Source organism: Saccharibacillus brassicae (genome assembly GCF_006542275.1).
GTDB classification, from domain to species: Bacteria; Bacillota; Bacilli; order Paenibacillales; family Paenibacillaceae; genus Saccharibacillus; species Saccharibacillus brassicae.
On sequence record NZ_CP041217.1, the window covers coordinates 4,803,940 to 4,816,594 of the forward strand.

General features: G+C 55.9%; 11 protein-coding genes. All 11 read left to right on the forward strand.

What is annotated here, in order from left to right; genetic code table 11:
• The first annotated feature begins 28 nt into the window (after positions 1-28).
• The 11 genes from FFV09_RS20105 to FFV09_RS20155 all read left to right on the forward strand — a co-directional run bounded on the left by FFV09_RS20105 (position 29) and on the right by FFV09_RS20155 (position 12,649).
• Positions 29-721 carry a sugar transferase gene (locus FFV09_RS20105; protein WP_141449491.1) on the forward strand — a complete coding sequence of 231 codons (693 nt, stop codon included), beginning with the start codon at positions 29-31 and terminating at the stop codon, positions 719-721.
• A 65-nt stretch (positions 722-786) separates the two neighbouring features.
• A complete protein-coding gene (locus tag FFV09_RS20110) occupies positions 787-1,947 on the forward strand; it encodes a glycosyltransferase family 4 protein (protein ID WP_141449492.1) in 1,161 nt (386 codons plus the stop codon).
• 32 nt (positions 1,948-1,979) lie between these two features.
• Positions 1,980-3,320, forward strand: coding sequence for a UDP-glucose dehydrogenase family protein (locus tag FFV09_RS20115; RefSeq protein WP_141449493.1), 1,341 nt, complete (start codon positions 1,980-1,982; stop codon positions 3,318-3,320).
• Between the two features lie 39 nt (positions 3,321-3,359).
• Complete coding sequence (locus FFV09_RS20120) at positions 3,360-4,706, forward strand: O-antigen polymerase (protein WP_246098394.1); 1,347 nt, start codon at positions 3,360-3,362, stop codon at positions 4,704-4,706.
• Positions 4,699-5,841, forward strand: a complete 1,143-nt coding sequence (locus tag FFV09_RS20125; RefSeq protein WP_141449494.1) for a glycosyltransferase family 4 protein — start codon at positions 4,699-4,701, stop codon at positions 5,839-5,841. Before FFV09_RS20120 ends, FFV09_RS20125 begins: the two co-directional genes overlap by 8 nt.
• Positions 5,842-5,872: 31 nt before the next feature.
• On the forward strand, positions 5,873-7,003 hold the full coding sequence (locus FFV09_RS20130) for a glycosyltransferase (RefSeq protein ID WP_141449495.1): 1,131 nt from the start codon (positions 5,873-5,875) through the stop codon (positions 7,001-7,003).
• A gap of 30 nt (positions 7,004-7,033) precedes the next feature.
• Entirely contained in the window at positions 7,034-8,500 is a 1,467-nt protein-coding gene (locus FFV09_RS20135; RefSeq protein WP_141449496.1) for an MOP flippase family protein, read from the forward strand.
• 51 nt (positions 8,501-8,551) lie between these two features.
• Positions 8,552-9,463, forward strand: a complete 912-nt coding sequence (gene galU / locus FFV09_RS20140) for a UTP--glucose-1-phosphate uridylyltransferase GalU (protein WP_141449497.1) — start codon at positions 8,552-8,554, stop codon at positions 9,461-9,463.
• A 65-nt stretch (positions 9,464-9,528) separates the two neighbouring features.
• Positions 9,529-10,926 carry a sugar phosphate nucleotidyltransferase gene (locus FFV09_RS20145; protein WP_141449498.1) on the forward strand — a complete coding sequence of 466 codons (1,398 nt, stop codon included), beginning with the start codon at positions 9,529-9,531 and terminating at the stop codon, positions 10,924-10,926.
• Positions 10,923-11,900, forward strand: coding sequence for an LCP family glycopolymer transferase (locus FFV09_RS20150; protein ID WP_141449499.1), 978 nt, complete (start codon positions 10,923-10,925; stop codon positions 11,898-11,900). Before FFV09_RS20145 ends, FFV09_RS20150 begins: the two co-directional genes overlap by 4 nt.
• A 20-nt stretch (positions 11,901-11,920) precedes the next feature.
• On the forward strand, positions 11,921-12,649 hold the full coding sequence (locus tag FFV09_RS20155; protein ID WP_141449500.1) for a PIG-L family deacetylase: 729 nt from the start codon (positions 11,921-11,923) through the stop codon (positions 12,647-12,649).
• The last annotated feature ends 6 nt before the right edge of the window (positions 12,650-12,655 follow it).

Genomic DNA, 12,655 nt, shown 5'->3' on the forward strand with positions numbered 1-12,655 from the left:
AAACCGAGACAAATGGAGGGGAAAACCTATGAGTGCAGTCAACAACGATGCCGAAGCAACAAAGTACAACGAAGCGGCGTTCAGTAACCTGACATGGAATCGGGGAATCGGATTCAATGCAACGAAACGGAGCATGGATGCGGTGGCTTCCTTGATCGGCTTGATTCTTCTGTCGCCCGTGTTTTTGATCCTGGCGATTCTGATCAAGGTCGAAGATCCTAAAGGGCCTGTCTTTTTCAAACAAAAAAGATTCGGCAGAAACTCGAAAATGTTCAACATCTACAAATTCCGTTCGATGGCTACCAATGCGGAGCAGCGCTTGAAAGAGGACCCGGTTCTGTACCAAAAGTACGTCGCCAACAACTACAAGCTGGAGCAAGGCGAAGACCCGCGCATTACCTCGATCGGACGTTTTCTCCGCAAAACAAGCCTCGACGAACTGCCGCAGCTGCTGAACGTACTCAAAGGCGAAATGAGCCTCGTCGGTCCCCGGCCGATCGTGGCGCAGGAACTCAAAGAGTACAAAGACCGCAAAAACGATCTGCTGTCGGTTAAACCGGGCGTCACCGGATACTGGCAGGTCAGCGGACGCAGCGACGTCGGCTATCCCGAACGCGTCGACCTCGAACTTTATTACGTGTACCATCGCACCATTTGGCTGGATATTCGGATTCTTTTCTCGACTGTCGTCAGCGTTCTGCTCAAAAGAGGAGCTTACTGACCCGACAAGAAGCGAACGACGAACCGTCCGTTTGATCATGATCGAGAAAGAAAGGGTGAATTCGAATGAAAGTCGCAATTATTCACGATTGGCTGACCAGTTATGCCGGATCGGAAAAAGTGCTTGAGCAAATGATTCATATTTTCCCGGAAGCCGAGATTTACAGTCTGGTCGACTTTATGCCCGAGAAAGACCGGGGATTCCTGTTTGGGAAAAAAGTACATACTTCATTCCTGCAAAAGCTTCCGCTCGCCAAAAAGAAGTATCGCCAATACCTGCCGCTGATGCCGCTCGCTATCGAACAGTTCGATCTGTCGTCTTACGACCTGATCCTGTCCAGCTCGCATGCGGTAGCCAAAGGTGTCATTACCGGTCCCGACCAGCTGCACATCTCGTATGTGCATTCGCCGATCCGGTATGCGTGGGATATGCAGCCGCAGTACCTGAAAGAGTCCGGCCTCGACAAAGGACTCAAAGGCACGATGGCCAAAGTCATTCTCAGCCGGATTCGGATGTGGGATTACCGGACTTCGAACGGGGTCGACCATTTCATCGCCAACTCGCAGTTTATCGCCAACCGGATCTGGAAAGTGTACCGCCGGGAAGCGTCGGTCATCTATCCGCCGGTTAACGTGGGCGCTTTTACGGCACGCGAAGACAAAGAAGACTTCTACCTGACCGCTTCCCGCATGGTGCCGTACAAAAAGATGGACATGATCGCGGCCGCCTTCGCCCAGATGCCGGACAAGAAACTGGTCATTATCGGAGACGGACCGGATATGGAAAAAGTACGCAAATTCGAATCGACGAACATTAAGATTCTCGGTTATCAGCCGGACGAAGTGTTGGTCGACCATATGCAGCGCGCCAAAGCGTTCGTGTTCGCGGCCGAAGAAGACTTCGGCATTACGCCGGTAGAAGCCCAGGCCTGCGGCACGCCCGTGATCGCTTATGGCAAAGGCGGAGCGCTTGAGACGGTCAGAGGACTGGAAGAAGCGAATCCGACCGGCGTGTTCTACCAGCAGCAGGCGCCGGCGGCGATCATAGCGGCGGTGCAGCGCTTCGAGCAGGAAAGCGGCAAGATTTTGCCGGCCAACTGCCGCAAAAACGCGATGCGGTTCTCGCCGGAAGTGTTCCGTCAAAACCTGCAGACGCATATTCATAACAAGCAGCACGAAGACAGCCGGCATTTCGGTTCGGAACGAATGATTACGCGAGTGCTGTAAACCATCTTTCAAAACAAAGGAGATATGTTCTCATGGAACTTACATTTATAGGAACAGGTTATGTAGGTCTGGTCTCGGGTGTCTGCTTTTCGGAAATCGGCAATCAAGTGACCTGCGTCGATAAAGATCTGGACAAAGTAGCACGGCTCAACAAAGGCGAGGTGCCGATCTACGAACCGGGTCTGCAGGAATTGATGGAGAAAAACACCGCTTCGGGTCATCTGAAGTTCACGGCGGATCTGGCCACTTCGGTGCAGAACGCGGACATCGTCTTCATCTGCGTCGGTACGCCTTCGCTGGCGAGCGGCGAAGCGAACCTCGAATACGTCGAGCAGGTTGCCCAGGATATCGCGCTTGCGATGAACGGCTACAAGATCGTCGTAACCAAAAGCACGGTGCCGGTCGGCACGAACGACAAGATCAAACAGATCATCAGCCAACTCAGCCCGCATCCGTTCGATATCGTCTCCATTCCGGAGTTTCTGCGCGAAGGGTCGGCCGTCAAAGATACGCTGCGCCCGGATCGCATCATTATCGGCACGAGCAGCGAACGCGCCGCGGCGACGCTCACCGAACTGCATAAGCCGTTGACCGACGAGATTATGGTCACCGAAGTGCGCAGCGCGGAAATGATCAAATATGCTTCGAACGCGTTCCTCGCGACGAAAATTTCGTTTATCAACGAAATCGCCAACATCTGCGAAAAAGTCGGCGCGGACGTGACGCACGTGGCGCAGGGCATGGGCTACGACAAGCGGATCGGTTCTTCGTTCCTGCAGGCGGGTATCGGCTACGGCGGTTCGTGCTTCCCGAAAGACACGCACGCGCTGATCCAGATCGCCGGTAACGTGGATTACGAATTCAAGCTGTTGAAGTCGGTCGTCGAAGTCAACAACGATCAGCGGTTCAACATCATCTCCAAATTGAACCATTCGCTCGGCAGCATGCAGGGCAAAACGGTCGGCATCTGGGGACTCGCGTTCAAGCCGAACACGGACGACGTACGCGAAGCGCCGGCGCTCGACATCATCAAGACGCTGCTTCAGGAAGGCGCCGTCGTCAAAGCGTACGATCCGATCGCAACCGAAAACTTCCGCCGCTTTTTCCGCAACGAGTCGGACGTGCAATGGTGCGATTCCGCAATGGAGACGGCCGAAAGCTGCGACGCGCTCTGCCTGCTGACGGACTGGTCGGAATTCAAGGAGATCGATCTGCGGGAGCTGAACGGGGTCATGAAGCAGCCGATCCTGATCGACGGACGCAACGTCTACTCGAAAGAACAGTTGGCCGACACGAATTTCCAATATTATTCGATCGGACGGCCGGAGCTGGAAAGCCTTTCGCCGTTTCGCAATTCGGTAGCCTCGGATTAATCCGGGGCTCGTCCTAACGGCAGAGAGGAGGATCGGACGATGGCAAACAGTCAAAACCGGCGCAAGCCGGAGCTTCAAAACGGAGAAAGCGGCATGCGGATCTGGTGGTTGAACCCGACGATCATCTTCGCACTGCTGATGACGATCATTCTGATCGGCGCGTATTACATTCCGGAGAACAGTTACCTGTCTTTTTACCGGGTCGACAAGTTCATCGATGAATCCAATATCATCTATTCCATTCTTCCGGTCTGCTGCTTTGTGCTCGGAGGGGTGCTGGCGATGTTGGCCGGACGCGGGACGAAGCCTTCCAACGCGTTCAGCGAAGTAATGATCAAAAAAGATTCCTTCATTAAAATGTGGATCTTCGTTCTGTTCGGTTTTACGATGTTCGGTTACGCGATGTGGTTCCTGATCATGCTGCGCAGCGGATTCAGCCTCAGCCTTTTCCTGAACGTGCTGAGCGGCGAACCGGGCGCGATCTACGGCATCAAGGAAAGCTTCGAAAACGTGGCGGGCGTGACGTCGTTTACAAACTTCGGCATTCCGTTCGTGATCCTGACGTGTTACTACCTGTTTTATAACAAAAAGAAGATCTACATATGGATGTTGGCGGCCGTGTTCCTGTTGACGATGATGCGGGCGATCTTTTTCCTCGAACGTCTCGCGATTATGGAATTTCTCGTTCCGGCTGCCGTGGTGTACTTCTCCATGCGAGCCAAAATGAATCGGAAAACGCCTTTTGTGGCGGTATATCCGATCGTCGGCCTCGTTGCGCTCGTCGGATTTTTCGGCATCAGCGAATACTTCCGTTCCTGGCTCAGCTATTACGTCAATTATTATCCGTCTTTCTGGGAATTCATCGTGACCCGCTTCTTCGGCTACTATGTTACGGCGATCAATACTGGCACGCTGTACTTCCAGCATCTCGGGTTCCATTGGCTGCCATTCCCGAATTCGACAGCAGAGTTCATCTGGAAATTCCCGGGCGTTCCCGACGACGCGTATTCTTCGATCTACGGCTTCGAGCCGCAGGCGCTGATCAACAACACGCTCGCCACGATGGGTAACCCGGAATTCAACAATCCTTCGGGACTGCTGCAGCCTTACAACGATTACGGCCTGTTCGGAGCGTTGGTGTTCTGGGTCATCGTCGGGTTCTTTACCGGCGTGCTGTACAATCATTTCAAAAAAGGGCATACGTTCGGCATGATGATCTATCCGATCTGGCTCGTCGGCGTACTGGAAATTCCCCGGTACTTCTACTTCGGCAGCGGACGCTTCTTCCCGTGCTGGATCATCATTCTCGCGTTCAGCCTGATTCTTCATTATAACCGTAAAAAGCTGACCAGTTGGCGGCTGAAAGGAGTGGGAGCCGGTGACTAAGACGCGCATTTATGTCAACGGGCGGTTTCTGAAAGCTTCGGTAACCGGCGTGCAGCGTTACGCGTACGAGCTGCTGCGGACGATCGATCAGCTGATCGATCGCGGCGACCCGGCCGTGCGGGATTACGAATTCATCGTGCTGGCTCCGACCGGAGAGATCCGGGAGCTGGGCACGAAACATATCGAGGTCAGACAGGCAGGACGCTTCGGCGGGCAGCTGTGGGAGCAGCTGTCGCTGCCGGCGCTGTCCAAAGACGGATTTTTGCTCAATCTGTGCAATGCCGCACCGCTGTTCAAGCGCAAGCAGGCGGTTACGCTGCACGACGCAGCGGTCTATTCGGTACCCGATACGTACTCGGCTTCGTTCAAGCTGTGGTACAAAACGATGTTCCGGGTGCTGGGGCGGACGTCGCCGCTCATTCTGACCTGTTCCAACAATTCCAAAGACGAATTGGTTCGCCACTGCGGCATTCGCGGCGACAAGATCCGGGTCATCTATCACGGCAAGGAACATGTGCTTCAGACCGGCACGTCGCCGGAGTATCCGGCGCAGCAGGGACTGGAGCGGCCGTTCGTGCTGGCGGTCAGCAGCCAGAGCCCGAACAAAAATTTCCGCTCTATCGTTCGCGCCGCCGAGCTGATCGGCGATCAGGGATTCGACTTCGTGATCGCGGGAGGCACGAACCCGAAAATATTCAAGTCGCAGGAAACGGAACTCGGCGATCATGTCCGTCACGTCGGATACGTCGCCGACGAAGAACTGCGGACGCTGTACGAGCGTGCAGCCTGCTTCGTTTTCCCTTCGTTCTACGAAGGGTTCGGCTTCCCGCCGCTCGAAGCGATGGCATGCGGCTGCCCGGTGATCGCTTCCGATACGGCTTCGCTGCCGGAAGTGTGCGGAGACGCGGTCTTGTACTGCGACCCGAACCGACCGGAAGACATCGCCGAGAAAATCGCGCACGTCATGCAGAACCCGGCGCTGCAGCAGCAGATGAAGCAGCAAGGGCTGGCGCAGGCCGCGAAGTTCTCGTGGGAGAAATGCGCTTACGAGACGCTGGCCGAAGTGAAAAAATATGCCGCGGGACGCACCGCCGATCAAACGGCGCGCAGCGACAGCCGCAAAGTCGAAGCCTGATGCTTCAATATCCGCAAGGAGGAGAGCCGCAATGAATATCATGTTTGCAAGTCATACGTACATGGGCAGTCCGTTCGTCGTCGGCTCCCATCACCTGTCGAGGGAGATGGAGAAGCTGGGCCATACGGTCATCCATGTTAGTACTCCGCTCAGTCCTTTCCATCTGTTGAAATGGAAAGACCGCGATATCCAGGCGCGTTTTCGCATCTTGCAGGGCAAACGCGTCGATACGACGGCAGTCGTCAATTCGGTACCGATGTCGCTGCTTCCCTGGGAGATCGCGGGTCCGATATTCAAGCGGACTCGAAAAAACTGGATGCTGCCGGCAATCAAAAAAGTCATGCGCGAAAATCATATGCCGTCGGTCGATCTCCTGCTGATCGACCAGCCGCGGTTCGTCGGCCTGGAGAAGCTGGTGTCGCCCAAAGTGACCATCTATCGCCCGACCGACATTTACAGCAAAATGACCGGAGACGCTTCGATCGCTTCGGCGGAACGCACGCTCATGTCCGTCGTCGACGGCCTCGTCTCCACGTCGGGACCGGTCCTGTCGGAGCTGCGCGAGTACAATCCGTCCGTGCCGACGCTGCTGCTGGAAAACGGCGTGGAATACGAGCACTTCTCCGCGCCGACGGTCGAACCGGAAGACTTGAAGCCGATTCCCGGTCCGCGGGCCGTGTACGTGGGCGCGCTCGACGAACGGCTAGACCTCAAAGGGCTCAAGCTGCTCGCGCAGCAAAAGCCAGGCATTAATCTCGTCATTATCGGACCGGTGAACGACGAGACGAAGCGCGACTTCGCGGAATTCGCCCACGTGCATTTTCTGGGCGCCAAAAAGTACGCGACCGTCCCGGCCTATCTCCAGCATTGCGACGTGGCGCTGCTGCCGCTCAGCAATCATGCCGCCAATGCGGGCCGCAGTCCGATGAAGCTGTACGAATACGCGGCTGCCGGCCTGCCGGTCGTCGTGACCGAGACGCCGGAGCTGCTGCGCCGGCAGGAGAAATTCCTGCACTTCTACCGCGAAAGCGCCGAACTGCCGCTGAAGGTCGAACAAGCGCTGGCGGCCAAAGCCGATAGGAACACGATTCGGGACATGGCCAAAAGCCACGCCTGGGAAGCCAAGGTAAACACCCTTTTGAATTTCATCGACAACTTGTAGATCCAGAAACGCAATCAAAGGAGTGGCGACATGTCTTCGTTAAAAAAGAAAGGGATCAAAGCGGCGAAGTGGTCGAGCGTGGCGACAATTGTCACGATCGTGATCCAGCTGCTTCAGCTGGTCGCTTTATCCCGAATTCTGAGTCCGGTCGATTACGGGCTGATGAGCATGACGATGGTCGTCGTGGCCGCGGCGGTCAATCTGACCGACGTAGGCATATCGAACGCCATCATACATCGTCAGGACGTCAGCCGGAACCATCTGTCCAGTCTGTACATACTCAATCTGGCGACCGGAGCTTTTATCGCGGGCGTGATCTATTTCTCGGCGCCGCTGGTCGTCTGGTTCTATCAAGAGCCGGAGCTGCTTAACCCGGTACGCTGGATGGCGCTGCTGTGCCTGCTGCCCGCTTTCGGCCAGCAGTTCGAAGTGCTGTTCCGCAAAGAGCTCAAGTTCGACAATATCGCCAAAATCCAGATCGTCTCCTACTTCGTCGGCTTCGTGCTGGCGGTAGGCGGGGCATTGGCCGGTATGGGCGTCTACGCGCTTGTCCTGTCCAATCTGGGCAACGCGTTGGTCAAATCGGCGCTGCTCGTCATGCAGGGATGGAAAAAATGGACGCCTGCTCTGCATTTTGCCAAAAAAGACCTCAAAGGCTACCTGAGCTTCGGCGTGTATCAAATGTCGTCCAACGTCATTCAATCGATCATGTCCAATATCGACTATATCCTGATCGGACGCATCTACGGCACCCAGACGCTCGGCTACTACTCGTTCGCGTTCCAGCTCTGCACGATGCCGGTGCTGAAGCTGACGCCGCTGATCAATACGGTCAGCCTGCCGATCTACGCCAAAATGCAGGACAATATCGAGCGGCTGCGCAGCGGTTATATCAAAACGATCGCGCTCGTCAGCTATCTCAACGCGCCGATCTACCTCGGACTGCTCGTGACCGCTCCGATGCTCGTTCCGTTCATTTTCGGCGAAAAATGGGAACCGAGCGTCATGCTGATCCAGGTGCTGGCCATCGCGATGCTGCTGCGTTCGCTGATCGTTCCGATCCAGCCGCTGCTGCAAGCGAAAGGACGCACGGACATGTACTTCCGCTATACGCTGATGGGCATGTGCGTCCAGGTACCGGGTCTTGCGATCGGCACGTACGCGGGCGGCATCATGGGAACGTGTATCGCTTACGTCGTCATCCAGTTGATCTTGATGGTGATCCAATACCACTACGCGATGCGCCGCATGATCGGGCCCTGCCTGGGCGATTATGTGCGCAGCATGGCACCGGGACTGGCTTACGGCCTGATCATGGTCGGAGGCGTCGTTCTCCTGAACGTTTTGTCCGTTGCGGTCTTCTCGCAGCAGGCCAACTTTATTATCCAGGTAGCGCTCGGAGCTTTGATTTACGGAGCCGTGCTCTTCCTTTTCAATAAAGAATTGTTTCAAAACCTTAAGAATAGGCTTATAAGTAAAACTAAGTTAGCTAAATGACGGCGCAGGCGTAAGATAAATTCACACACACCTTAAGGGAGGGCATCAACGATGAATAAAGTGAGAAAAGCGATTATCCCGGCAGCAGGCCTTGGAACGAGATTCTTGCCGGCAACGAAAGCCATGCCCAAAGAAATGCTGCCGATCGTAGACAAGCCGACGATCCAGTATATTGTCGAAGAAGCCGTCTCCTCCGGGATCGAAGATATCATCATCGTAACGGGACGCAGCAAGCGGGCGATCGAAGACCACTTCGACAAAAACATCGAACTGGAAGCGGACCTCGAAGAAAAGAACAAGGAAGAGCTGCTGAGCATCGTGCGCGAAGTGACCAACCTCGTCGAGATCCACTGCGTTCGCCAAAAAGAACCGCTCGGCCTCGGACACGCAATCTGGTGCGCACGCAAATTTATTAACAGCAACGAACCGTTCGCGGTGCTGCTGGGCGACATGATCATCGACAGCGAGGTTCCGTGCCTCAAGCAGATGATGGACGAGCAGGCCCGTACGGGCGGCAACATGATCGCGGTCGAAGCGGTACCCTGGAAAGACGTCAGCAGCTACGGCGTGATCAAAGGCGACAAGCTGACCGACAACCTGAACCTGATCACCGATCTGGTCGAAAAGCCGAAAACGGACGCGCCTTCGAATCTGGCGATGATCGGCCGCTACATCCTGGAGCCGCAAATCATGGACATTCTGGAGCATCAGACGGCAGGCGTGGGCGGCGAGATCCAGTTGACGGACGCGCTCAAAAAGCTCGCCGAGCTGTCGAGAATGTACAGCTTCCGGTATGACGGCACGTTGTACGACGTAGGCAGCAAGCTCGGCTATCTCAAAGCCAACGTCGATTTCGCACTCAAACGCGAAGGACTGGGCAGCGACCTGCGCGAGTACCTGCTGGAGACGCTCGTAGGCAATCCGGCCGCGGCGGAGAAAAAAGACAACCTCAAAATCGTATAAAGATCGAATCGCATAAATGGATTGCGCAAGTCATCAATTGAATCGACAGAAGAGGAGGAGCAAACATGAAATTGGTCTTATTATCAGGAGGCTCGGGTAAACGGCTGTGGCCTTTATCGAACGACGCCCGATCGAAACAGTTTCTGAAAGTGCTCGAAAACGACCGGGGCGATATGGAATCGATGGTCCAACGGGTCTGGGGACAGATCAAAGGAGCGGGCCTGAGCGATTCCGCGGTCATCGCGACGAGCAAAGTTCAGGTGGAGATTTTGCAGAACCAGCTCGGCGGCGTTCCGATCATCGTGGAACCGGAGCGCCGGGACACGTTCCCGGCAATCGCGTTGGCGGCTTCGTACTTGTATTCGCAGGGCGTGAGCCTCGACGAGACGGTCTGCATCCTGCCGGTCGATCCTTACGTCGACGATCGCTTCTTCGACCGGATTCGCGACCTGGACGGCGCGCTGCACAATTCGGGTGCCAAGATCGCGCTGATGGGCGTCAATCCGACGTATCCGTCGTCGAAATACGGCTATATCGTGCCGGAAGCCGGCGGAGCCGATACCGACTACAAACGGGTCGGGCGCTTCACCGAAAAGCCGAGCGAAGATCAGGCCGAGCGGCTGATCGAGCAGGGCGCGCTCTGGAACTGCGGCGTGTTCGCGTTCAAGCTCAGCTACATGATGGACAAGCTGCTGCGCGAAGGGCTGCCGATGGAGTACGAAGACCTGCTGGCGCGTTACGCAACGCTTGAGAAGATCAGCTTCGATTACGCGGTCGTGGAAAAAGAATCGCATATCGCGGTTATCCCGTACGACGGATACTGGAAAGACCTCGGCACCTGGAATACGCTGACCGAAAACATGGGTCTGAAGCAGATCGGCAAAGGCGCGATCAGCGAAGATTCGAGCAACACGCATCTGATCAACGAACTGGACATTCCGGTTACGATCATCGGTATTCCCGACGCGATCGTCGCGGTCAGCCCGGATGGCATCCTCGTCTCGGACAAAGCGGCAAGCCCGCGCGTCAAGGACATGGTCGAAGCCGGACAGCGTCCGATGTACGAAGAACGCCGTTGGGGCTGGTACCGGGTGCTCGATTATTCCAAGTTCGACAACGGTACGGAAGTGCTGACCAAGCGGATCGGACTCGGAGCCGGCAAAAACCTCGGCTACCGAAAGCATATGCATCGGGCCGATACGTGGACGATCATTACCGGGGAAGGCATCCTGGTCAAAGAAGGTTCGATTACGCCGGTCAAAGCGGGCGACGTCGTCACGATCCAGCCGGGCACGTACCACTGCCTCAAAGCGTTCCGGGATATGGAATATATCGAGGTTCAGACGGGCGCGGTCGTGCAGGAAGAAGATTTCGAAGAAATGTTCAGCAGCTGGAAAGACATTGAGCGCCACTGCGTCACGAGCGGCGCCGAGCCGGCCAGAGCCGGCCGAAAAGTGTTATGAGACGCTGGGCGAAGATCGTAATCTCGGGTACCCTGATTGCGGTTATCGGGGTCGGGGGTTACGCCTACTCGGTCTATCGCCCGGTCGTCAACACGTTGGAATCGATTTATGAACCGCTGGAATCGGACGCGGCGATCGCCGCGTCCGATTCCGGCGGCAAGGGAGGCAGCCTGACGGCTTCCGTCGGCAATGCCGGCGTGCCGGCCGTGCGGGAACTGCCCGCCGATCTGAGCGAGCAGCAGCCGTTTAACCTGCTCGTGCTTGGCGTCGACGAACGCGAAAACGATATAGGCCGTTCCGACGCGATCATGATGCTGGCTGTCAATCCAAAGAAGCATTCCGTATTGATGTTCAACATTCCGCGCGATACGCGCACGGAAATCGTCGGCCGCGGCAAAGTCGACAAGATCAATCATGCCTACGCGTTCGGCGGCGTTAAGATGGCGGTCGACACGGTCGAGCATTTTCTCGACGTGCCGGTCGACTATTACGTCAAAGTGAACATGGAAGGGCTGGAGCAAATCATCGACATTCTCGGCGGCGTGACCGTCGACAATCCGTTCGCTTTCGATTTCGAAGGGACGGAGTATGCCGAAGGGCCGATCGGAATGAACGGGCATGAAGCGCTCATGTACGCGCGTATGCGCTACGACGATCCCAAAGGCGATCTTGGCCGCAACGACCGCCAGCAGCGGGTGTTGTCGGCATTGATCGAAAAAGGCAAAAACATTTCCAATCTGACCAAAGTCAATTCGGTTCTGGGAGCGGTCAAAGATCACGTCAAAACGAATCTGACCAAAGACGACATGATGGAGATCGTCACCCGATATCGGACGGAGATCGGCACGGTAGACAAAGACGAGGTGCAGGGCGAAGGCCGGCGCATCGACGGCATCTACTATTATCTGGTCGACGAAGCGGAACAAACGCGTATCCGCGCCGAACTGAACGGGCAGCTGGACCGTACTCCATAAGACAAGAAAGGTCGTGGGCCATGCCAGTCAATCTGTTTTTCGTTCCCCATCAGGACGATGAAGCGCTGACTTTCGGAGCGGGCATACGCAATCATCTGAATGCCGGCGACGAATGTCATGTCATTTTGTATACCGACGGTTCTTCTTCCAACGTCGTTCGCCAGTTGAACGGCGAGGCGAAGAGCAGTATGCACCGCAAGGTGCTGAATCCGGAGCGCGAAGGCTATTCGCCGCTCGACCGCGTCGATCTCGTGCGCTACCGCAACGACGAGTTTTTACGTTCCTGCCTGGCTCTGGGCCTCCCGGTGGAGAACGTCCATTTCGTGCAGCGTCTGCAGGACGGGACGACGACGGTCGAAGACTGCGAACAGCTGATTGGCGAATATACGGACCGTTATCGCGGAGCCCGGGTCAAAACGTTCACGAACCTCGGCGGCAACCACCGGGATCACGCGAACATGGGCACGGCCGCCCTGCAACTTTTTCGACAGGGGAAGATCGCGGATCTGCGCCTCTATGTAGAACCGTACAACCTGCGCCAGGCCAAAAAAGCGTATCGGGGCCTGCAGATACATAAAGAGAAGCCGGCAATCCATGGCGAGTGCGTCGTAGCTTCGCTGAGCGAGTACAAGAAATGGAACCCGGCGCTGGAACAATTTGCGATCGGTTATCATTCGGTCCGGAAGGAAATCGATGCGGCGATCGCCAACCCGGTGTCCTATTATCATAAACCGTACGAACCGGCCTAGCGCAGC